The following is a 23,201-nucleotide window of genomic DNA, read 5'->3' on the forward strand; positions in this document are numbered from 1 at the left end:
CTGACTTTGTCCACTCAGTCTGTTTATTCAAGCTTTTATTTTATCCATAGCCTTACACTAAAAATCCATTAAAAATAGACAATAAAATCATATTGTCATTACTGTCCGTCTTATTGGACACATAAAAAAACGGAGCCCGAAGACTCCGTCTAGATAGATAGTTATTACAACATCTATTTATGCGTTACCGTTAAGGCATGGCATCCAGTTCTTCACCTTCTTTATCTATCGGCGTCGGCATTAAGTGCTCACGGGTAATACCCAATTTAAGCGCTAACGCAGATGCTACATAGATTGAAGAATAAGTACCAACCGTGATACCAATTAATAAGGCTAAGGCAAAACCTTGAATCATTGCGCCGCCTTTTAAGAACAAGGCAATAACAACAAACAAAGTAGTACTGGACGTAATTAATGTTCGACTTAATGTTTGAGAAAGTGAACAGTTCATAATTTCTTCAGCGGTTTGCTTACGCATCTTACGGAAGTTTTCTCGAATACGGTCAAACACCACGATAGTATCGTTAAGTGAGTAACCCACTACTGTTAGCAATGCTGCCACAATAGTTAAATCAACTTCGATTTGTAGTATCGAAAAAATACCAACCGTAATAATAATATCGTGTGCTAACGACAATACTGCACCAGCAGCTAAACGCCATTCAAAACGTACAGAGACATAAAGCAGAATACACAGCAATGCGATAAGAATCGCCAAGCCACCCGCTTCAGCTAATTCATCACCCACATTAGGGCCGACAAATTCTACACGGCGCATTTCAACTTGCTGACCAGTACCGGTTTTTAAAGCATCAATGATCTGGTTCCCCAGAATCTCACCTTTAATACCTTCACGAGGCTGTAATCGCACCATCACATCACGCGCAGTACCAAAGTTCTGCACAATCGCATCACCAAAACCTGACTTTGCTAGTGAATCACGAATTAACGGTAAATCCGCTGGGTTTTGAAAGCTAACTTCAATTAGCGTACCGCCAGTAAAGTCTAAGCCCCAATTTAAACCTTTGGTTGATATTGTCGCAATAGAAGCTGTAATCATCATTAGCGAAAAAATAAACGCTAATTTTGACCAACGCATAAAGTCAGTAACTTTATCGGTATTCAATAATTGTTTCATTTATGCGCCCTCCTAAATTGACAACTTATCTACGCGTTTGCCGCCATAGATTAAGTTAACCACAGCACGAGTACCGATAATTGCCGTAAACATCGAGGTTAAAATACCGATCGATAGTGTCACTGCAAAGCCTTTAATTGCCCCCGTACCAACAGCAAATAAAATAATCGCTGTCATTAGAGTGGTGATATTGGCATCGGCAATGGTGCTAAACGCATTACCGTAACCTTGTTGAATCGCTTGTTGCGGGCTGCGTCCATCACGTAATTCTTCACGAATACGTTCAAAAATAAGCACGTTAGCATCAACCGCCATACCGACGGTTAATACAATACCGGCAATACCTGGCAAGGTCATGGTTGCCCCTGGAATCATCGACATTACGCCAATAATTAACACCAAGTTCATCATCAATGCGAGGTTAGCAATCAAACCAAAACCACGGTAGTACAATAAGGTAAATAGCATTACAGCGACCATACCCCAGATACACGCCTGAATACCCATATCAATATTCTGTTGACCCATAGATGGACCAATGGTGCGCTCTTCAACAATTGAAATCGGTGCAATCAACGCACCTGCACGTAATAACAATGCGAGGTTGTGCGCTTCTGGCTGTGAATCAATGCCTGTAATACGGAAGTTACGTCCAAGTGCCGTTTGAATCGTCGCTTGGTTGATCACTTCTTCGTGCTTTTCAAGAATGACTTTACCTTCAGAAGTACGATTACCGCTGTCTTTGTACTCAGTAAATACGGTCGCCATTAATTTGCCGACATTATTACGTGAGAACGCCGTCATTTTGCTACCGCCTTCGGTATCAAGCGAAATATTCACTTGAGGACGTCCATATTCATCAGCACTTGATGTCGCATCTGTAATATGAGAACCCGCTAAAATAACGCGCTTTTTCAATACCGCAGGACGACCATCACGGGTCATCTTCACTTCACTACCCGCAGGAACTCGTCCTGCTGCGGCAGCCGCAAGATCGGCACTACTATCAACCTCACGGAACTCAAGTGTTGCAGTTGCGCCTAAGATTTCTTTTGCGCGTGCAGTATCTTGAACGCCTGGTAACTCAACCACAATGCGGTTAGCACCTTGACGCTGTACTAATGGTTCAGCTACGCCTAATTCATTAACACGGTTACGTAAAATCGTAATATTTTGATCAACAGCATAATTACGGATTTCTTGAAGACGCGCTTCAGAGAAACTAGCGATTAATACAAAACGTCCTTTCGCTTCACTTTCAGTAAAGATCATATCGGGATGAAGAGGCTCTAATACCGCTTTTGCCTGCTCAAGTTGAGCGGCATCGCGTAAACGTACAGAAACCGTTTCTTTACTTTTATCAATGGCACGATAACGAATTTTATCTTGGCGTAGTTCAGTTCTGAATGTTTCTTCTTGCTGACCTAATAGCTTTTCCATCGCCGCATCCATATCCACTTCCATAAGGAAATGAACACCACCACGTAGGTCTAAGCCAAGCTTCATCGGTGTCGCACCAATAGCTTCTAACCAAGAGGGGGTTGATGGCGCGAGGTTAAGAGCAACAATATAGTTGTCGCCTAACTCACTATTAAGAATATCGCGGGCACTAATTTGAGTATCAGTATCTTGAAAACGGACCAATACAGAGCCTTTTTCAAATACAACTGACTTATAGGGGATATTGTTCTTTTTTAAATCTTCGGTGACAGTATCCAGAGCGTTCATAGTAACTGAGGCGCCACGCGCCCCAGTTATTTGAATCGCTGGATCTTCACCGTATACGTTGGGAAGTGCATAAAGCAAACCTATAATTAGTGCGAACAACACTAATAAGTTCTTCCACAGAGGGTATCGGTTAAGCACTGCTATGATCCTTCAAAGCGAATGTTTTTTATAGTCTTATAAAGACTTCATTGTGCCTTTTGGCAAAACGGCGGTGATGAAGTCTTTTTTGATAGTAACTTCAGTGTTGTCGTTTAGCGCAATAACAATGTAATCACTTTCAGATGAAGACTTAGTAATGCGACCTAAAAGACCACCGTTTGTCATTACTTCATCGCCTTTACTCATCGAGCTCATTAGCGTTTTGTGTTCTTTAACACGCTTAGCTTGTGGACGGTAAATCATGAAGTAAAAAATGACAGCAAACAGACCCAGCATAATGAATAACTGGTACGGTGAACCACCTTGAGCAGCACCTTCAGTTGCGGCATGTGCTTGAGAGATAAAAAAGCTCATTTATAACGTCCTCGGTTTATTATGATTTATACAATTTGTAATGGTGGAACTTCACGGTCACGACGCGCGTAGAATTCTTCTACAAATGCATCGAAACGATCTTCTTCAATCGACTTACGAATACTTGCCATCAAACGCTGGTAGTAACGTAGGTTGTGAATTGTATTTAAGCGCGCACCTAGAATTTCATTACATTTGTCTAGGTGATATAGATACGCTTTTGAGTAATGACGACAAGTGTAACAGTCACACTCAGGATCTAGTGGTGTTGTATCTGTTTTATGTTTCGCATTACGGATCTTGATCACACCGCCAGTCACAAACAAGTGTGCATTTCGTGCATTTCGCGTTGGCATTACACAGTCAAACATGTCGATACCGCGACGTACACCTTCAACAAGATCTTCAGGCTTGCCTACACCCATAAGGTAGCGCGGCTTGTCTTGCGGTAATTTTGGACAAGTATGCTCAAGAATACGGTGCATATCTTCTTTTGGCTCACCAACAGCCAAACCGCCCACGGCATAACCGTCAAAACCAATATTCGTTAGGCCTTCAACAGAAACATCACGCAAATCTTCATATACGCCACCTTGTACGATACCAAATAGCGCATTTGGATTTTCTAGCTTATCGAAATGGTTACGACTACGTTGAGCCCAACGGAGTGACATTTCCATCGACTTTTTAGCTTCATCGTGGGTTGCAGGGTATGGCGTACACTCGTCGAAAATCATTACGATATCAGAGCCTAAGTCATACTGAATTTCCATCGACTTTTCTGCGTCCATGAAAATTTTGTCACCGTTTACAGGGTTACGGAAATGTACACCCTCTTCAGTGATTTTACGCAGTGCACCAAGACTAAATACTTGGAAACCACCTGAATCGGTTAAGATTGGACCTTTCCATTGCATAAAGTCATGCAAATCACCGTGCATCTTCATCACTTCTTGTCCAGGACGTAGCCACAAGTGGAACGTATTACCTAGAATGATTTGTGCACCTGTCTCTTCAACTTCTTCAGGTGTCATACCTTTAACAGTACCGTAAGTACCTACAGGCATAAATGCAGGGGTTTCAACCGTACCACGTTCAAACTGCAAGCGACCGCGACGTGCGCGACCTTGCGTTTTATCTAATTCAAATTTCACAAGACCTCCAAAAGCCAGAGAAACAATCTGACAATATTCCCATTATGGGATTAAGCCCCACAGGCTATTGCCTGATCAGCCACAAAAATAATGGTCGTTTATAACGGCCATTGTCGCTCTCAACATTGGTGTTATCGTAAGTAAGCATAACGGCAAAGTGGAGCCCAAAAGTATTTATTATGTTGTAAATTCTATAGAAATAAATTTATATCATATAGCAGAGACAACAAAGGCTGCAATTGTAACAAAAAGCAGCCTAAATACTTAATTTTTAATAAGTGTTAACGTAATCAATATCACACATTTTTACGGGTAATAAACATCGAGTCGCCATAACTAAAGAAACGATATTGATTAGCCACTGCTTGATGATAAGCATTCATGGTGTACTCATAACTAGCAAATGCACTCACAAGCATAATCAATGTTGATTCAGGCAAATGGAAATTAGTAATTAATACATCCACTAGCTGGAACTGATACCCTGGGAAAATAAAGATTTCAGTATCACCAAAGAAAGGTTTTAGCTCTGTGCCATTTTTGATCGCATCTTGTGCAGCACTTTCTAGTGAGCGTACCGATGTTGTACCAACGGCAATAACACGACCACCATTAGCGCGGGTTTCATTAACCGCAGTAACCACTTCTTGTGGCACTTCAACATATTCAGAGTGCATGTGGTGATCGTTAATATCATCAACACGTACTGGTTGGAATGTTCCAGCACCAACATGTAAGGTCACAAAGGCAAAATTAACACCTTTCGTTTTTAGATCAGCCATCAGCTTATCGTCAAAGTGTAAACCCGCAGTAGGCGCTGCAACCGCACCCGGCTTAGCGTTATAAACTGTTTGGTAACGCTCTTTATCTGCATCTTCATCTGGACGATCAATATACGGTGGTAATGGCATATGCCCCACCGCATCTAAAATCTCTAATACAGTTTTATCGCTGTTAAAACGAATTTCAAATAGCGCATCATGACGAGCAACCATTACCGCAGAAAACTCACCATTTTCACCTAATAACAACTCGTTACCAGGCTTTGGTGGTTTAGATGCGCGCACATGGGCAAGAATGGATTTATCATCCAACATGCGCTCAACTAACACTTCAATTTTACCACCAGACGCTTTATGACCATACATACGCGCAGGAATAACACGGGTATTATTAAACACTAATAAATCCCCAGCCTCGACCAGATCTAACACATCTTTAAAACCTTTATGTGTTAATTCACCAGTGTTGCCTGTCATATGCAGCAAACGACTCGCGGTACGTTCAGGTTGTGGGTAGCGAGCAATTAGCTCATCTGGTAACTCAAAATCAAAATCAGAAACTTGCATCGTAATACGCCTTAAATAACAGCAAGCGAGCATTATACTTAACTCCACCAAAGATGCGAAACTCCGAAGCAATTAAAGCGCAGATTCCATAACGAAATAGCCGCTGTCCTTATTAATTTTCCTTGATTTAGCAATAAAAGAAAAAGTTTAATCATTGGTGACATTTGAAATTTATGACCACTGTCATGGGATAATCTTCCATAATTCGCTACATTCAAAAGAGTAGATTTCGAAATAATATCTTAGCTAGTAGATAACAGACGGGAGGTTTCTATGTTTACTGTTGCCGATATGATGACACTAAAACCGCACACATTATCACGTAATGACACCCTATTTGATGCCAAAGAGATGATGCAAACCCAGTCTATTCGCCATATACCGATTACTGATCATAATCACCATTTACTGGGACTCATTTCGCAACGTGATGTTCTTGCCGCTCAAGACTCTAATTTAAAATCTATTATCACTAGTCATTCACACTCACCATTAGAAGCTTTACTTGAACATTGCATGAACCGTAATATTTTTAGTGTTGATAGCCACGCAGGACTTAAAGAAGCCGCACTGTATATGCAAAAACATCAAATTGGCTGCTTACCTGTGCTTGAGAATAAACAACTGGTGGGGATTATTACCAACAGTGATTTTGTTGCGATTGCGGTAACATTATTAGAAATGCAAGACGAAGTGGATCCTGTTGAACAGGAACAAGACAACCTTGAGGATGACGATCTACTGAATCAATTGTAATACTCAATAGCAATAAAAAAAGGGAGCGTCACGCTCCCCTCGATAGTTTAATGCCGATATAAATAGTACTTATTTAAACTGTTCTTCTTCAGTTGAACCCGTCAATGCCGTCACTGACGAATTACCGCCTTGAATGGTATTAGTCATAGTATCAAAGTAGCCCGTACCCACTTCTTGTTGATGGGCAACAAAGGTATAGCCTTTATTCGCTGCTTCAAACTCCGGACGTTGTACTTTTTCAACATAATGACGCATACCTTCGCCTTGCGCGTAAGCATGTGCTAATTCAAACATGTTGAACCACATATTATGAATACCCGCGAGCGTAATAAACTGGTACTTATAACCCATGTTCGCTAATTCTTGTTGGAATTTAGCGATGGTTTCAGCATCAAGGTTCTTTTCCCAATTAAACGACGGTGAACAGTTGTAGGCTAATAACTGATCAGGATATTGCTCATGAATGGCTTCGGCAAATTTACGCGCCTCTTCTAAACATGGCTTGGCAGTTTCACACCAAATTAAATCCGCATAAGGTGCATACGCAAGACCACGTGAAATAGCCTGATCAATCCCCGCACGAACACGATAAAAGCCTTCGGCAGAGCGATCACCGATAATAAAATCTTTATCGTATGAATCACAATCTGACGTCAACAGATCCGCCGCATTAGCATCAGTACGAGCAATAACCAAGGTTGTCGTTCCAGCAACGTCAGCCGCTAAACGTGCCGCCACTAATTTTTGTACCGCTTCTTGAGTGGGAACTAACACCTTGCCGCCCATATGACCACATTTTTTCACTGACGCTAATTGATCTTCAAAGTGAACCCCAGCAGCCCCCGCTTCAATCATGTTACGCATTAATTCATAAGCATTTAGCACGCCGCCAAATCCAGCCTCTGCATCGGCAACAATCGGCAAGAAATAATCAACACCATCAGCAGGTGAACCACCGTTAGACCATTGAATTTGATCCGCCCGTCGAAAAGAATTATTGATCCGCTTCACCACCGCAGGCACAGAATCTACTGGATATAGTGACTGATCAGGGTACATTGCTGATGCGGTATTATTATCAGCGGCCACTTGCCAACCTGATAAATAAATCGCCTCAATACCGGCTTTTGCCTGTTGTACTGCTTGCCCACCCGTTAAAGCACCTAAACAATTAACATAGCCTTTTTTAGCACTACCATTAACTAATTCCCATAATTTATCAGCACCACGTTGAGCAATAGTATGTTCAGGAATAAATGAACCACGAAGATTAACGACTTCTTCTGCGGTGTAAGTACGCTTAACGTGTTTCCAGCGTGGATTTTCAGCCCAATCTTGTTCTAGGGCAGCAATTTGTTGTTGGCGAGTTAATGTCATAATAATATCCCTCTAGTCAATTGGCAGTAATCCGTTATTACACTAAGTAGTCATAACCTTTTAAGGTTAAAAAGTTGTCTAACTCATCACTGGTTGCTAAGTGCGACATTAAATAGGTTGCCTCGTCAAAGCGCCCAGTTTCAATCCGCTCTTGGCCTAACTCTTGCTGTAAGACTTGCATTTCTTCAGTCAACATTTGAGCAAATAAGGCTTTAGTTACCACTTGACCATTGGATAACGTTTTCCCATGTTTTATCCATTGCCAAATTGACGCTCGAGCAATTTCTGCCGTTGCTGCATCTTCCATCAAGCCATAAATAGGCACACAACCATTACCTGAGATCCACGCTTCAATATATTGCACAGCCACACGAATATTATGTCGCATTCCCGCTTCTGTTCGCTCGCCATCACAAGGAGCTAATAATTCAGCCGCCGTAATTGGCGCATCTTGTTCACGGCTGACATTTAATTGATTGATACGCTGATCGAGTACTTCGTCAAAAATAGCGCGCGCAGTATCCGCTAGCCCTGGATGAGCAACCCAAGTACCATCGTGGCCATTATTCGCTTCCAGCGCTTTATCAGTTTGAATCTTATTTAACACCCATGCTTGTTGCTTGGGATCTTTCGCTGGAATAAAGGCAGCCATTCCCCCCATTGCTAATGCACCGCGACGATGACAAGTACGGACTAATAACCGTGAATATGCGTTAAGAAATGGTTTTTCCATCGTCACCACTTGGCGATCAGGCAAAATACGCTCAGGGAAATTACGTAAGGTTTTTATATAACTAAAAATATAATCCCAACGGCCACAATTAAGCCCAACAATATGCTCTTTAAGATTAAATAAGATCTCATCCATCTCAAACGCAGCGGGTAAGGTTTCAATCAATACCGTTGCTTTAATGGTGCCGCGGGTTAAACCAAATTCATCTTCAGTGAAACTAAACACATCACTCCACCACGCCGCCTCCCTAAAACTTTGCAGTTTAGGTAAATAGAAATAAGGGCCACTGCCTTTGGCTAATAATGCTTGGTGGTTCAAATAAAAATACAATGCAAAATCAAGTAAAGCACCGGGGATTGGTTGTCCATTCCAGAGTATATTTTTTTCTAATAAATGCAGACCACGGACGCGACAAATCAATACCGCCGGATCATCATTAAGTTGATACTGCTTGCCCGTTTGAGGATGGGTATAACTGATGGTGCCATTAACTGCATCACGCAAATTTTGATGCCCATCAAGAATCGCATTCCATGATGGCGCAAAAGAATCTTCAAAATCTGCCATAAATACTTTTACGTTAGCATTTAATGCATTGATCACCATTTTACGATCAACGGGGCCGGTAATTTCGACACGACGATCTTGTAAATCATGGGGAATATTTTGTATTTTCCACTCTGATTCTCTAATAGCGTGAGTCTCAGGTAAAAAATCGGGGAGTTGACCACGATCAATCGCTAATTGCTGCAATTCACGAGCCTCTAACAATAACGGTACTCGCTCAGCAAATCGTTCAACTAACCGCGCAATAAAGGATAATGCATCTGCAGTTAAAATCTGTTGTTGCTGTTCCGTCAGAGGTTGCTGCAGTAATAACTGAGAATGAGCATTGGCTTGAATGGCTGTGTCTGTCATATTGCACCTCCAGCATGTAACTTAATCACTACTTTTATCAATAACAAAAGCAATGACTCCCTGTTGAATTATTCTAAGCACTTATTTACGTTGCCGTAACCTGCGTCGGAATGCAAATAACACCGATTTTACCCAGCCTAAAGCAAAAAAACAAAAATAAAGATATTCAATAAGTTACAAATAAAGCATGCCTGTGTAATATACTTAATTCATAAAAATCTTAGCAATTAACTCGGAATTTAGCTTTTTGCGTAAACAATGCTTTTTTGTAGCTAGTTACGTAATTTAATTACAAAGCATGGCGCAATAGCAATTATTTAAAAAAGTGTTTTAAACAAATAACTAAATATAGATTAAATATAACCGTATGATTAATATAATTATTAGTTTTAATAAAAGCCAAAAATAAAATAAGCGGAGGTCATAATAACTAAAATAAATATTTGCTTAGTTTGTAGAGAGAAATAAATTTAACCAACAAAACAGTAAGTTATAGATAACTCACTCGATAATATAATATTTTAATTATTATTAGAAAGTTGCTATTTTCAACTAAAAACAGCCCCAAATAGCTATAGTAGAATGCAACCCCAATAAAAAAGCCTGAACAACGATAATAACGCCACAAATAATAGTGCGCGTCATTCATCATTACTTCAGGCATTTACGTCATTATCATAATAAAGAAGGCTTACAATAAATTTTTAACGATATCGCCTAACTTATCAAACGTTGCTATACGGCTTGATGTTGGTCGCCATACTAAGCCAATTTCACGGTAAGCATCTTGACCGGGCGGTTCAATAACCACTAAATTTTGATTTTCTAAAATTCCATGATTTATTGCCATTTGTGGAATAAACGTCGTTCCCAAGCCATTGGCAACCATTTGTACCACAGTATGTAAACTCGTTGCCGTAAAGGGATTAATTTTCTCTTTCGCCGTCAATTGACATGCAGATACGGCATGTTCAGTTAAGCAATGTTCTTTTTCTAATAAGAACACGGATTTATCGGGTAAATCAGCATAATGCAATGGCATCGTCACAGAATCCGCTTGGTGCTTACTGATCACCATTTTAAATGCATCTCGGCCAACCACTTTACTCGACATTCCCTGAATATCGACCGGTAATGCTAAAATTAACACATCCATTTCACCATGGTGCAGCGCTTCTAATAAATTAGTGGTGGTATCTTCTCGTAATAATAAATTCAATTTAGGGTATAACGCATTCACCTGTTGCACTAAGCCACACAGCAAAAATGGGGCAATAGTAGGAATACAGCCAACCCGTAATGGGCCTTCCATACCATCACCACAACAACGAGAGAGCTCAACCAAGTCGCGACTGCACGCCAATAATTCACGTGCTCTATCAACCACCTGCTCACCCATAGACGTAAAAACCAAGGTTTTCGCTTTGGTATCACGCTCAACAAGGTGACAGTCGAGTAACTCTTCAAGATTTTGAATACCAGAACTTAATGTCGACTGGCTCACAAAACACCGTTTAGCTGCTTCGCCAAAATGATATGTTTCCGATAGAGTAACTAAATAATGTAGCTGTTTAAGTGATGGAAATTTATTCATCGTATTTTTCGATTACTTTAATCTGTTTATTCCGCTTTTTTCAATTTAACAGTTTAGCTATAGTTTGTCTCGTCCAAGTATGGAGCCCGCCTAAAAAGGTTGGCAACCCCCAATATTTAAGGAGCACCAAAATGGTACTAGTAGGTCGTCAAGCACCAGATTTTACTGCTGCAGCGGTTCTAGGTAACGGCGAAATCGTTGATACTTTCAACTTTGCAGAATTTACTAAAGGTAAAAAAGCAGTAGTTTTCTTTTACCCACTAGACTTTACTTTCGTATGCCCATCAGAGCTTATTGCTTTTGATAAACGCTTTGAAGATTTCCAAGCGAAAGGCGTAGAAATTATTGGTGTTTCAATTGATTCACAGTTCTCACACAACGCATGGCGTAACACTGCTATTGAAGATGGCGGTATCGGTCAAGTTAAATACCCGCTAGTTGCTGATATTAAGCACGAAATCTGTAAAGCTTACGATGTTGAGCATCCAGAAGCTGGTGTTGCTTTCCGTGGTTCTTTCCTTATCGATGAAGACGGCATGGTTCGTCACCAAGTAATTAACGATCTACCACTAGGTCGTAACATCGATGAAATGCTACGTATGGTTGATGCGTTGAACTTCCACCAGAAGCATGGCGAAGTATGTCCAGCTCAGTGGGAAGAAGGTAAAGCAGGTATGGACGCATCACCAAAAGGTGTAGCGGACTACCTATCTGAGCACACTGCAGATCTAGGTAAGTAATTACCTGCTAACACCACGCTCACGGTGTTATAAATCGCATTAGTGCTACATAGAGCCAAAGTCAGCTCAAATAAAAATAGAATGAGGCCCGGAATATACCGGGCCCTTTTTTTATCTCGTGTTTACCACGTTATTTCATTTTCAACCAACCGCACATAATCAATCACCGCTATTCGCCCCCTCTGCAATAATCTTCTACACTGAATACCCTCTTAAATACCATACTGTTAATAATCAATGACTATTCAACTTGAAGTTTGTATCGATAATCTTGAATCGCTTCATAATACGCAACAAGCAGGCGCAACCCGTATCGAACTGTGCTCATCGTTAGCATTGGGTGGACTCACACCTAGCGCTGGGTTTATGTCTGCCGCAGCTAAATATGCTACCATTCCTGTTTATGCGATGATTCGCCCGCGCCAAGGTGATTTTTTATTCAGCAGTGAAGATGTTGAAGTCATGCTGGCAGATATTTTTGCGGCTAAACAAGCAGGATTACAAGGTGTGGTTGTCGGTGTATTAACCGCACAGGGCTTAGTGGATAACACTATTCTTACGAGTCTCGTTAAACAAGCTCAGGGAATGGGGATCACCTTTCATCGCGCCATCGATCAATGTGTTGAGCCTATGGCTGCACTTGATACGATTATGGCGGCTGGCTGTGAACGCATTCTCACTTCAGGTTTACAAGCCAATGCTTATGACGGTATTGGTATGATTAACCAAATGCATCAATACTGCGGTAATCGCTTAAAAATTATGGCAGGTGCGGGCGTCAATAGTCATAACGTCCGTGACATCATTGCTCGAACAGGCATCAACGAGATCCACCTTTCGGGTAAAACCACCCGCCCAAGTCATATGATTACAGTAGCGAAACAAGCACATATGGGTAGCGCAGACATTGACGATTTCGCGATTCCAATCACAGGTGTCGAAAATATAGCGGCAGTGGTGGCTCAACTTAAGCTGTGATAATCATTACCACCACCAACAAAAACGGGACGTATCATCTTAATTTAAGATCATCACGTCCCTTTTATTTTTACGATATCGCTTAATTTTAGTGTCGCTACAACATAAGCAATGTTCGTTGCTAAAGCATATTTTTAATATCTTCAGGATTTGTGTGGCGAATATCTTTGCCTTGTACAAAATAGATAATATATTCACAAATATTTTGGCAACGATCCCCTACCCGCTCAATCGAACGCGCAGCCCACATTACCTTCATCACATTTGGTATTGAATTAGGATCTTCCATCATATAAGTCATTAATTGCCGTATGATCGCTTCATATTCACGATCAATACGATCATCTTCTTGATACACTTCAATCGCCGCTTTTACATCCATTCGTGCAAATGCATCTAAGGTTTCATGCAACATTCGCACCGCGTGCTGACCTAACGATTCCAGTGAAACTAATAAGTTATATTGCTTATTGGTGAAATTTTCTGACGCCACTTTAGCAATACTTTCAGCAACATCACCAATCCGCTCTAAATCAGTAATGGTTTTAATAATCGCAATCACTAACCGTAAATCACTGGCTGTCGGCTGACGTTTAGCAATGATACGCGTGCAAGCTTCATCAATAGCCACTTCCATCGCATTGACTTTATGGTCGTCTCTAATCACCCGTTTGGCTAATTCTTCATTTTGTTTATGTAATGCTTTTAAGCTATCTGCTAACTGCTGTTCAACCAAGCCACCCATGGCTAACACATGGGTGCGAATGCTTTCTAATTCATGGTTAAACTGACCAGAAATATGACGGCCAAGGCTAATTGTATTTAACATGCTGTCGGTCCTTAACCATAACGCCCGGTAATGTAATCCTCAGTGCGTTTTTCTTTGGGAGTGGTAAATATATCATTGGTACTGGTATATTCCACTAGCTCACCCATATGCATAAAAGCAGTTTGATCGGAAACTCGCGCCGCTTGCTGCATATTATGAGTGACGATGATAACGGTATATTTGGCTTTAAGCTCATTAATCAACTCTTCAATGGTCAAGGTTGATATCGGATCCAAGGCTGATGTCGGCTCATCTAATAATAAAATTTCAGGTTCGATGGCTATTGCTCTAGCAATGACTAATCGTTGTTGCTGACCGCCTGACAAACCAAATGCATTCTCATGCAACCGTCCTTTTACTTCATCCCACAATGCCGCTGAGCGCAATGAGCTTTCAACCGCATCATCAAGCACGCGGCGATCGTTGATCCCTTGCAATCGCAGTCCGTAAACAACATTTTCATAAATAGATTTAGGAAAAGGATTGGGGCGTTGAAATACCATTCCGACTTGACGCCGCAGCGCTGCAACATCAACATTTTTATCGTACACATTCTGACCATGAAGCATGACTTTACCATCAATATGACAGCCATCAATCAGATCATTCATTCGATTAATACAGCTTAACAAGGTTGATTTACCACAACCTGAAGGTCCGATAAATGCTGTCACCTGACCTTTAGCAATTCGCATATTGATATCAAACAATGCTTGCGTTTGACCATAGTGCAAATTCAAACCTTCAATGGATAAGGCCGTTTTATCTTCGGCTAATAGCGATAAATCTAATGGCTCAAATAACCCCAGTGGCGGGTGGTCAGTAAAGAGCGAACGATCGTTATACATAGTTGTTCTCATCTTATTGATACTTAGGGTTATTGCTCTAAAGCGCGGAATTTTTCCCGAAGGTGATTACGAATCGCAATAGCCGTTAAGTTTAAACTGATAATAACGGTGACTAATAGAAACGAGGTTGCATACACTAATGGGCGCGCAGCTTCAACATTAGGGCTTTGAAAAGCAACATCATACACATGATAACCTAAGTGCATGAATTTTCTATCTAAGTGAACATATGGGAAATGCATATCTAGCGGCAATGTCGGTGCCATTTTCACCACCCCCACCAGCATTAATGGTGCAACTTCTCCTGCCGCCCGAGCAACAGCAAGAATCAATCCAGTCATGATTGCAGGGCTCGCCATTGGCAATACAATGCGCCATAAGGTTTCAGCCTGTGTTGCCCCTAGCGCCAATGAGCCATTACGTACCGAGCTTGGAATACGGGCTAACCCTTCTTCAGTTGACACAATCACTACTGGTAAGGTCATGATAGCAAGTGTTAATGCTGACCATAAAATACCCGGCGTGCCAAAAGTCGGAGTCGGCAATTGCGCAGAGAAGAACACATCATCAATAGTGCCGCCAACCATATACACAAAGAAGCCTAATCCAAACACACCATACACAATTGAGGGTACGCCCGCGAGATTGATCACTGCAATGCGAATTAAATTAGTAAACCGATTATTACTGGCATATTCATGTAAATATACCGCCGCAAGCACGCCTAGTGGCGTCACCATGATACTCATTAATAGCACCATAAACACCGTACCAAAAATGGCAGGGAAAACGCCACCTTCAGTATTGGCCTCTCGTGGTGCTTCGGCTAAAAACTTATAAACTTGATGGCCCCAATGCTGTACTTTTTCAAGCCATGACAAATTATTGGGTTGCCACATATCCAGCACTTGCATCATCGGAATAGTGACATTAGCGCCACTTTGATCACGTAACACTAACGCGTCGTGATCTAATTGCCCCTGTAATGCAAATAATCGATTCTCAATATTTTTGTAAATCGTATTATAATTGGCTTGCTCACGATCAATTCGCTGCCCATCCGCCACCGTGAGTTTACCGCGTAATTCTAAACGGCGTTTTTCAATACGTAACCGTTCTAAATTCCAGTTAATATTGGCAATTTCATTGTTTTGTAATGAGCGTAATTCCGAACGGACTTTATTGGCTTGTGCTAACGCTACCGAAAGTTGAGATAACGGTTGAGGTTCACCGCCTTCAATCACACTGACGGGATAACCATAAAACTTACCATTACTTTCACGATCAACCACCGCAATATTATTGGCGATTTGTTGATGAATGATTTGAGTACTTAATACAGTTAAGAAATCAAGTGCACCCTGACCGCGATTCCCGGTTTTAATTAAATACCGTGGCACACTGTCTTCAGTAAATTGACTAACGTCGACCCCAGCATCGGCAAGTTGATCTACCGGCACCATAGTACGTTGATAAAGTTCACCAATAACGACTTGCGGTTTGCCATTGAGATTAACATCAAACTGATACACAGGGGCCGGCCAAAAATAGCTCAAGCCTTTATAGCCAATCAATAACAATAAACCAAGTACAGCAACCAAGCTCAAGCTGACGGCACCCGCGGTTAACCAAATCCATGGTGAACCAGATTTAAACCATTTAATCATTGCTGTATCACTTATTATAACGAACTGTATTTTGCACGTAGTCGTTGACGAACAACTTCAGCAATCGTATTAAAGACAAAGGTAAATACAAACAGCACAAAGGCGGCAAGGAATAACACTCGATAATGCGAGCTACCCACTTCTGATTCGGGCATTTCAATAGCGATGGTTGCAGCTAAAGTACGTAACCCTTGCAGTAAGTTCCAATCCATAACAGGGGTGTTGCCCGTCGCCATTAATACAATCATGGTTTCACCAACTGCGCGTCCAAGTCCCATCATGATCGCAGAAAAAATACCGGGGCTGGCAGTGAGTAACACCACTTTGGTTAAGGTCTGCCATTGGGTTGCCCCTAAAGCTAGTGAGCCTTTAGTTAAATGCGCAGGCACCGAGAAAATAGCATCTTCAGCAATAGTAAAAATCGTCGGAATGACGGCAAATCCCATTGCAATACCGACAATAAGCGCATTACGCTGATCATAACCAATCCCTAAATGGTTGTTTAAATAGCCTTGTAAATCACCATTAAAAAACTGCGTTTCAATCCACGGACTTAAACCAAAACAACCATAAGTTACCGCCACAATAACCGGAATTAACAAAGCGATATGGAAACCATTAGGAATACGTGAGCGCCATTGCCCAGGCAGCATTGACCAACTCCACCCAACCACAATAATGGCTAACGGTAAAAATACGATTCCTAGTGCTATTCCCGCCAGATATTGTTCAACAATAGGCGCTAACCATACCCCTGCTAAAAATCCCAAAATAACAGTAGGTAATGCTTCCATCAATTCAACTGTCGGTTTGATCACTCTTCTGACTTTATTTGACATAAAGTAAGCGGTATAAATCGCGCCAGCTAATGCTAATGGAATCGCAAAAAACATCGAATAAACCGCCGCTTTTAGCGTACCAAACACTATAGGCACTAAGCTTAATTTCGGCTCAAATTCATCACTAGCAGAAGTGGATTGCCATACATAATCAGGCTCAGCATAGCCCTCATACCATACTTTTTGTAATAACGATGATAACCCAATATCAGGATGCGCATTTTTAACTTGGTAGCTCTGCCATTGCCCATTATCGAGTGTTACTAATAAATTCGCTTTGGGAGAAATGGCAATATCTGTTGGAACCTTCGTGAAGACTTTATCTTTGTATATGACTTTACGTTCAGCAGTGTAATAAGCCGATGTCGTGCCATCTTTCTGAATCGCAAAAAAGCCTTTACGGTAATATTCCGGCACTATTTTAACTAATGGACTGGCAGAGAAATGAAAAGTTCTAACACTGATTAACTGACGCTGCCCTTGCTTCACCACTTCAAACCATTGCGAAATCGTATTATCAGAATTGGTGATCAATAATGAATTTGCGCCAGACAACAGGGTAATCGATACTGGCTTACTGTTACCTGTAGCAATATTTTCAATTTTACGCAGAAAAGCCGTGTTAGCGGTTAACTTATATAAATATAAATTTGACCCACTCAGCACATACAATGTTTTACCATCTGGGGTTAATTGAAAATCATCAATTTTAGCGGGAGTATTAGTGATCTCAAACCGCTGCTGTTGCCATCCATTTGCCCGCTGCGCCACATTTTCAGGCAGCAATAAACTCAATCCATAAAGGTGGTTGGTCGCCGTTTTTCCGACTACGATAGTACGATCATCACGCCCAGAAATGGCTAATTGAGTAATGGCCTCTCCTGCGGGAGCTAGCGCTAATGGCGTTTGACCAAAAGGATATTCAATGCTGGGTTGTAAGTGCTTATTCGCCGCTGCAAACGTAAGCGAAAATTCAGGTTTAACAATCTTAACCTGCCCTTGTGCCGTACCATAAGCCACCATACCGTCACGAGGCAAACTTAGACCGTATGCAGTTGGATTATTGATAATAGTCTGCTGTTTTAGCACCTGTGCTTGTTGCGTTGATGACTGAAGATCAACAAAAATAACCTTGCCATCGCGACTAAAGCGATAAGCAATGTTATTACTATCATCCACCCCTAACAACGCTGTTTTGCTGGTTACTGGTAATGATAAGTGCTGTTTAGGATTAACAGCAACAGATGAGAAAATAGGCACAATCACATACAACAAATAAAAGAAAATCAGCATCAAGGTGATCAGCACAAAAATACCACCCGCTGTAACGCCAACGCGAGTTAATTTATCTTTACCTCGACGAAAACGATTTTCTTTCCTTAGTAATGTGCTGGCGTTTGCCATTATGACCTCTAACCTATTTATACGCTCAAAAGTGTATTGCTATTTAATGACAGATTTATGACAACGCCCCTGGTAACGATGATTTGAGTTGGCTAAACCTCGTTTTACAGCCATGCTTAAAAAACCACCATCAAATAATCACCACCATCATGTTATAACGACAAGGACTGACGTAATGAAACAACTGATTGTGACCATTATTGGTAAAGATAAGCCCGGACTTGTAGAACAACTCTCTGATACCATTTACTTCAACCATGCGAATTGGTTAAGTAGTTCACTTAGCCAACTTGGCGGGCAGTTTGCGGGAATAGTACAAATAGACGTTGCGGATGAACATCTGTTCTCACTCCGTCAAGCATTAGCCGACATTGAAGCATTACACATTCACATCGTAGAAGATCATACTCAAACCGTGACCACTTATGTTGCCCAGCAACTCACGGTAACGGGCAATGATCGTCGTGGTATCGTCAAACAAGTCACTCGCCATTTAACTCAACTTGGCGTTAATATTGCCAAATTAAAAACAGAGACTCAAAGCGCCCCTAATTGGGGGTATCCTATTTTTATTGCTGAATTTCAATTACAAACACCGCATGAAATTAGTGCGGCCATGATTCAACAGCAACTCGAACAACTCGCCGATGATTTAACTATCGATATTGAAACACTTAGCTAAATCAATCAGATGGCGTACATTAAAGCAATGTAACGCGAATCATGATGTTTTACCATGTCATTTGATATTGTTGGCGCTAAAGTAATAAGGATATTAACCTCAAATGGCCATCAATCAGATTTATCTTGAAAAAGAATGCAGTTGGCTCGCCTTTAATCAGCGAGTCCTTCAAGAAGCGGCGGATAAATCGGTGCCACTACTAGAACGGGTTCGCTTTCTTGGTATCTATACCAATAATCTTGATGAGTTTTACAAAGTCCATGTCGCTAAAGTTAAACGTCAACTATTACGTGGAAATAATCAAGATAGCGCCGCATATTCATTGCTAAACCAAATCCAGCACCAGACGCAACAAGCCCAACAAGCGTTTGAGAAAATCTATGCTGCATTGATTTGTGAGATGGCGCAGTGTGGTATTTATCTTAATAATGAACAGCAACTCACGCCTGAACATCAGCAATGGCTATTGGCTTATTTTCGTCAGCATATTTTGCCACATATCATAGTCACCCCCCTGACAGACACCTTTGAAATCGATCAATATATACACCCTCACGGCTCATACCTAGCGGTAATGGTAAAGCATCATCATGATATCAAATATGCGCTTATTGAAATGCCAACGGCTCAATTACCACACTTTGTACAACTACCATCGCATAATAGTACTCATCATCTTATGGTTATCGAAAATATCATTCGTCACCATATTCGAGACATTTTTAATGATCTTCCCTCAACGGTTCAATTGAGTGTTTATACGATAAAAATAACACGAGATGCTGACTATCAATTGCAGCAAAACAGTGGTGATAATTTATTACAACAACTAGCACAAGGGCTCACCCAACGTTTAACGGCACCCCCACTTCGGTTTACCTATCAACCGACAATGCCAGCAGCAATGCAGCACTTTTTTTATCGCAATCTTAATCTCTCCGACTACGATACAGTGATGGCCGCAGAGTGTTCTCAGCATTTTAACGATTTAATTGCTTTTCCGATTATTGGTAATAAATACCTTAGCTATGCGCCATTACCCACCATCGATAGTTACCCGTTTCGTCATGCTAAAACTGTTTTCGATGCCATAAAACATCAAGATATTCTGTTGTATTACCCTTATCACAGCTTTGAGCATGTCACTGATTTTGTACAACAAGCCGCATTCGATCCTACCGTTAGCCATATTCGCATCAGTATTTATCGCGTAGCCAAACAATCTATTATTATCGATAGCCTCATTAATGCCGCGAACAATGGTAAACAAGTCACGGTAGTGGTTGAGCTACAAGCCCGTTTTGATGAACAAGCCAATATTCACTGGGCGCAACAGTTAACCGCCGCAGGGATCACGGTCTTATTTGGGGTTGCCAATGTCAAAATTCATTCAAAACTGTGTCTCATTACTCGGCAGGAACAACATCAATCCGTAGATTATGCTCATATTGGTACGGGTAACTTTAACGAAAAAACCGCCACGTGTTATACCGATTTTTCATTGTTTACCGTACATTTAAAAATTACCGCTGAAGTTCGGCAATTATTTGATTACATTGCAAATCCAACCAAGAAAGTTCACTTTAATTACTTGCTCATATCACCAACCGATACACGCACACGGTTATACCAATTAATAACAAATGAGATTGATAACGCTCAACAACACCGTCCTGCTGGCATCACCCTTAAACTGAATAATTTAATCGATAAGGGGTTGGTCGATAAACTTTATTACGCCAGTCAACAAGGTGTGAAAATTCGATTAATTATTCGAGGCATGTGTCGCTTGATCGCAGGCATAAAAGGCATCAGTGACAATATTACCGTTATCAGTATTGTTGATCGTTTTCTCGAACATTCACGAGTGTATATCTTTACTAATAATGACGATCCTAAGGTGTTTATTTCTTCTGCTGATTGGATGTACCGTAATATTGATCGCCGCATTGAGGTCGGTTGTCCCGTTCTGGCGCCTGTACTTAAGCAACGTATTATTGATATCACTAATCTACAACTGGCTGATAATGTCAAAGCACGTATCCTTGATCAATCAATGAGCAACCGTTATGTCAGTCGTGGCAAGAAGCAAAAAATACGCGCTCAAACCGCTATTTATCACTATTTAAAACGCAGTGAAGATCAACATCAACAACGCGCACGTAAGGAGCAAAAATATCATGCTAAATTATAATCCACCACAACAACACCTTGCTCCTCCACGACACATTGCTGCACTTGATCTTGGCTCTAACAGTTTTCATCTTGTGATTGCGCGCGTTGTTGGTCACAGCTTACAAATTGTTAGTCGTTATAAACAGCGGGTACATTTAGCATCAGGGCTTGATAATCAATATAACCTCAGCCAAGCCGCCATTGAACGAGGTTTAGCCTGTTTGGCAATGTTTGCAGAACGACTGCAAGGGTTTGCACCACAAAATGTTCGAGTTGCAGCGACGTATACGCTGCGCCAAGCACGTAACGCTGATATTTTCATTCGTCGAGCTGAAGCGATAATGCCGTTTCCAATTGAAATTATTGCAGGGGCAGAAGAAGCGCGGTTAATTTATTTAGGCGTAACCCATACTCAGCCTGATCATGGTAAAAAATTAGTGATTGATATTGGTGGCGGCAGCACTGAATTCATCATTGGCTCAGGATTTGAAACCGATATTGTGCATAGTAAGCACATAGGTTGTGTAAGCTATAATCAAACCTTTTTTGCAAATGGTAAGCTCGATAGCGTTAATTTTGCCCAGGCACAATTAGCTGTTCACCAAAAATTAGAAACAATAATTAATCAATATCAACATATTGGCTGGCAAAAAGTCATCGGAGCATCCGGTACGATTAAAGCGATTCAAGAGGTATTGATAGCGCAAGGCCATCATGACGGAATAATAACCCAACCGCGCTTACACCAACTTATTACAACAATCATCGCCTGTAAGCACCAACACCAATTAATATTAAGCGGCTTAAATGACGACCGAAAACCTGTTTTTGCTGCTGGCGTAGCGATTGTAAGTGCTATTTTTTCAGCCTTTAATATCGATAAAATGCACTTTTCCGCAGGGGCTTTACGCGAAGGCGTATTGTATGAAATGGAACAACGTTTCCGTCATAGTGACATACGCAGTCGAACCGCAACCGCAATGGCTGAACAATATAATATCGATAAGCCTCAAGCTGAGCGCGTAAAAAATACCGCCCTTGCTCTTTATAACCAACTAACATTACCACCGACAGATCAACAACCAACCTTAGCCACGTTGTTAGCATGGGGGGCATTACTGCATGAAGTAGGTCTTAGTATTAGTTACCCCGGTTTTCATCGTCACTCCGCGTATTTATTACGTTTTAGCACCATGCCTGGATTTAATGTCGATCAACAAACTTTGCTCGCCACCTTAGCCCGCAGCCAACGAAAACGACTTAAACTTGATGAACTGCCACCATTAACAATCTATAAGCGTAAACAGCTATACCCGTTAATTCGTGCCTTACGATTAGCTGTCACCCTAAATGGTCAACGCAGTTCGGTTCCACTGCCATCAATAACCGTTAACGCCAATAACGAACATTGGCAATTAATGTTGCCAAAAGATTGGCTCGCAACCAATACTCTCCTCGCCGCCGATCTGGCAACCGAGCAACAATATTGGCATAAGGCAGGCTGGAAATTAAGTATTGAGGAAAATTAAGGGGCGAGTGGCGATAAATTAAGGCCGGATTTGCTAGCTAAACAATAATTTTTAGTGAGTTTGAAATAAAATATGAGTGACTGCTCTATTTTTAAATTTAATAACATAGTTAACAAAATAATCATGTTGTATTTTTGTGGATATTGACTGTTTCAACGTATTAAAACGAGGCTTATCAGCTCAGTTTAATACGAAGAGTAACCGCGTGGTGCGAATTAGATGGATACTGTTAAATAGGGCTGTTTTCGTA

The 23,201-nt window shown here is 41.2% G+C and carries 18 protein-coding genes; 6 read left to right on the forward strand and 12 right to left on the reverse strand.

The window, feature by feature from the left end; all coding sequences use genetic code 11:
* Positions 1-190 precede the first annotated feature (190 nt).
* The 5 genes from secF to queA all read right to left on the reverse strand — a co-directional run bounded on the left by secF (position 191) and on the right by queA (position 5,882).
* Positions 191-1,138, reverse strand: a complete 948-nt coding sequence (gene secF / locus ACJZU6_RS12975; RefSeq protein ID WP_080158920.1) for a protein translocase subunit SecF — start codon at positions 1,136-1,138, stop codon at positions 191-193.
* A gap of 12 nt (positions 1,139-1,150) precedes the next feature.
* On the reverse strand, positions 1,151-3,004 hold the full coding sequence (secD, locus tag ACJZU6_RS12980) for a protein translocase subunit SecD (protein WP_080158921.1): 1,854 nt from the start codon (positions 3,002-3,004) through the stop codon (positions 1,151-1,153).
* Between the two features lie 36 nt (positions 3,005-3,040).
* The gene (gene yajC / locus ACJZU6_RS12985; RefSeq protein WP_080158922.1) at positions 3,041-3,379 is read right to left on the reverse strand and encodes a preprotein translocase subunit YajC; all 339 of its coding nucleotides are present in this window, start codon (positions 3,377-3,379) and stop codon (positions 3,041-3,043) included.
* Positions 3,380-3,405: 26 nt separating this feature from the next.
* Positions 3,406-4,533, reverse strand: coding sequence for a tRNA guanosine(34) transglycosylase Tgt (gene tgt / locus ACJZU6_RS12990; RefSeq protein ID WP_080158923.1), 1,128 nt, complete (start codon positions 4,531-4,533; stop codon positions 3,406-3,408).
* A gap of 296 nt (positions 4,534-4,829) precedes the next feature.
* Positions 4,830-5,882, reverse strand: coding sequence for a tRNA preQ1(34) S-adenosylmethionine ribosyltransferase-isomerase QueA (gene queA, locus ACJZU6_RS12995; protein ID WP_408900388.1), 1,053 nt, complete (start codon positions 5,880-5,882; stop codon positions 4,830-4,832).
* A gap of 273 nt (positions 5,883-6,155) precedes the next feature.
* Here queA and ACJZU6_RS13000 point away from each other — a divergent pair, with 273 nt between their 5' ends.
* Complete coding sequence (locus ACJZU6_RS13000) at positions 6,156-6,638, forward strand: CBS domain-containing protein (protein WP_080158925.1); 483 nt, start codon at positions 6,156-6,158, stop codon at positions 6,636-6,638.
* Between the two features lie 69 nt (positions 6,639-6,707).
* Here ACJZU6_RS13000 and aceA read toward each other — a convergent pair whose 3' ends face one another.
* The 3 genes from aceA to ACJZU6_RS13015 form a co-directional block, all read right to left on the reverse strand.
* Complete coding sequence (aceA, locus tag ACJZU6_RS13005) at positions 6,708-8,015, reverse strand: isocitrate lyase (RefSeq protein WP_080158926.1); 1,308 nt, start codon at positions 8,013-8,015, stop codon at positions 6,708-6,710.
* Positions 8,016-8,052: 37 nt separating this feature from the next.
* Positions 8,053-9,666, reverse strand: coding sequence for a malate synthase A (gene aceB / locus ACJZU6_RS13010; protein WP_408900389.1), 1,614 nt, complete (start codon positions 9,664-9,666; stop codon positions 8,053-8,055).
* A gap of 691 nt (positions 9,667-10,357) precedes the next feature.
* A complete protein-coding gene (locus tag ACJZU6_RS13015; RefSeq protein ID WP_297480365.1) occupies positions 10,358-11,260 on the reverse strand; it encodes a hydrogen peroxide-inducible genes activator in 903 nt (300 codons plus the stop codon).
* 131 nt (positions 11,261-11,391) lie between these two features.
* Between ACJZU6_RS13015 and ACJZU6_RS13020 the strand changes: the two genes are divergently transcribed.
* Positions 11,392-12,000, forward strand: a complete 609-nt coding sequence (locus ACJZU6_RS13020) for a peroxiredoxin C (RefSeq protein ID WP_080158929.1) — start codon at positions 11,392-11,394, stop codon at positions 11,998-12,000.
* 237 nt (positions 12,001-12,237) lie between these two features.
* On the forward strand, positions 12,238-12,978 hold the full coding sequence (locus tag ACJZU6_RS13025) for a copper homeostasis protein CutC (RefSeq protein WP_408900390.1): 741 nt from the start codon (positions 12,238-12,240) through the stop codon (positions 12,976-12,978).
* Between the two features lie 121 nt (positions 12,979-13,099).
* Here the strand turns inward: ACJZU6_RS13025 and phoU are convergent, their stop codons facing one another.
* From phoU to ACJZU6_RS13045, 4 genes are read right to left on the reverse strand one after another with little or no spacing between them, the layout of a single operon-like run.
* Entirely contained in the window at positions 13,100-13,807 is a 708-nt protein-coding gene (gene phoU, locus ACJZU6_RS13030; protein WP_045037146.1) for a phosphate signaling complex protein PhoU, read from the reverse strand.
* 11 nt (positions 13,808-13,818) lie between these two features.
* Positions 13,819-14,655: a phosphate ABC transporter ATP-binding protein PstB gene (gene pstB / locus ACJZU6_RS13035; protein WP_080158931.1), complete on the reverse strand. Its 837-nt coding sequence runs from the start codon at positions 14,653-14,655 to the stop codon at positions 13,819-13,821.
* 29 nt (positions 14,656-14,684) lie between these two features.
* The gene (pstA, locus tag ACJZU6_RS13040) at positions 14,685-16,322 is read right to left on the reverse strand and encodes a phosphate ABC transporter permease PstA (protein WP_080158932.1); all 1,638 of its coding nucleotides are present in this window, start codon (positions 16,320-16,322) and stop codon (positions 14,685-14,687) included.
* A gap of 14 nt (positions 16,323-16,336) precedes the next feature.
* Positions 16,337-18,565, reverse strand: a complete 2,229-nt coding sequence (locus ACJZU6_RS13045) for an ABC transporter permease subunit (RefSeq protein WP_408900391.1) — start codon at positions 18,563-18,565, stop codon at positions 16,337-16,339.
* 175 nt (positions 18,566-18,740) lie between these two features.
* On the opposite strand from ACJZU6_RS13045, the gene ACJZU6_RS13050 reads away from it, so the two are divergent.
* The 3 genes from ACJZU6_RS13050 to ppx all read left to right on the forward strand — a co-directional run bounded on the left by ACJZU6_RS13050 (position 18,741) and on the right by ppx (position 22,951).
* Positions 18,741-19,247: a glycine cleavage system protein R gene (locus tag ACJZU6_RS13050; RefSeq protein ID WP_080158934.1), complete on the forward strand. Its 507-nt coding sequence runs from the start codon at positions 18,741-18,743 to the stop codon at positions 19,245-19,247.
* A 103-nt stretch (positions 19,248-19,350) separates the two neighbouring features.
* Positions 19,351-21,441 carry a polyphosphate kinase 1 gene (ppk1, locus tag ACJZU6_RS13055; protein WP_408900392.1) on the forward strand — a complete coding sequence of 697 codons (2,091 nt, stop codon included), beginning with the start codon at positions 19,351-19,353 and terminating at the stop codon, positions 21,439-21,441.
* Positions 21,428-22,951 (forward strand): exopolyphosphatase, encoded by a 1,524-nt coding sequence (gene ppx / locus ACJZU6_RS13060; RefSeq protein WP_408900393.1) that lies wholly within the window; start codon positions 21,428-21,430, stop codon positions 22,949-22,951. Before ppk1 ends, ppx begins: the two co-directional genes overlap by 14 nt.
* The last annotated feature ends 250 nt before the right edge of the window (positions 22,952-23,201 follow it).

The organism is Photobacterium piscicola (assembly GCF_046058925.1).
In the GTDB taxonomy this organism is placed as follows: Bacteria; Pseudomonadota; Gammaproteobacteria; order Enterobacterales; family Vibrionaceae; genus Photobacterium; species Photobacterium piscicola.

Excerpts from the sequence above, each read along its gene's own strand:
- ACJZU6_RS13050 (WP_080158934.1), top strand. The coding sequence starts at position 18,741 with ATGAAACAACTGATTGTGACCATTATTGGTAAAGATAAGCCCGGACTT.
- secF (WP_080158920.1), bottom strand. The coding sequence starts at position 1,138 with ATGAAACAATTATTGAATACCGATAAAGTTACTGACTTTATGCGTTGG.
- ppk1 (WP_408900392.1), top strand. The coding sequence starts at position 19,351 with ATGGCCATCAATCAGATTTATCTTGAAAAAGAATGCAGTTGGCTCGCC.
- yajC (WP_080158922.1), bottom strand. The coding sequence starts at position 3,379 with ATGAGCTTTTTTATCTCTCAAGCACATGCCGCAACTGAAGGTGCTGCT.
- aceB (WP_408900389.1), bottom strand. The coding sequence starts at position 9,666 with ATGACAGACACAGCCATTCAAGCCAATGCTCATTCTCAGTTATTACTG.
- ACJZU6_RS13025 (WP_408900390.1), top strand. The coding sequence starts at position 12,238 with ATGACTATTCAACTTGAAGTTTGTATCGATAATCTTGAATCGCTTCAT.
- ACJZU6_RS13045 (WP_408900391.1), bottom strand. The coding sequence starts at position 18,565 with ATGGCAAACGCCAGCACATTACTAAGGAAAGAAAATCGTTTTCGTCGA.
- phoU (WP_045037146.1), bottom strand. The coding sequence starts at position 13,807 with ATGTTAAATACAATTAGCCTTGGCCGTCATATTTCTGGTCAGTTTAAC.
- pstA (WP_080158932.1), bottom strand. The coding sequence starts at position 16,322 with ATGATTAAATGGTTTAAATCTGGTTCACCATGGATTTGGTTAACCGCG.
- ppx (WP_408900393.1), top strand. The coding sequence starts at position 21,428 with ATGCTAAATTATAATCCACCACAACAACACCTTGCTCCTCCACGACAC.
- queA (WP_408900388.1), bottom strand. The coding sequence starts at position 5,882 with ATGCAAGTTTCTGATTTTGATTTTGAGTTACCAGATGAGCTAATTGCT.
- ACJZU6_RS13015 (WP_297480365.1), bottom strand. The coding sequence starts at position 11,260 with ATGAATAAATTTCCATCACTTAAACAGCTACATTATTTAGTTACTCTA.
- ACJZU6_RS13000 (WP_080158925.1), top strand. The coding sequence starts at position 6,156 with ATGTTTACTGTTGCCGATATGATGACACTAAAACCGCACACATTATCA.
- ACJZU6_RS13020 (WP_080158929.1), top strand. The coding sequence starts at position 11,392 with ATGGTACTAGTAGGTCGTCAAGCACCAGATTTTACTGCTGCAGCGGTT.
- aceA (WP_080158926.1), bottom strand. The coding sequence starts at position 8,015 with ATGACATTAACTCGCCAACAACAAATTGCTGCCCTAGAACAAGATTGG.
- pstB (WP_080158931.1), bottom strand. The coding sequence starts at position 14,655 with ATGTATAACGATCGTTCGCTCTTTACTGACCACCCGCCACTGGGGTTA.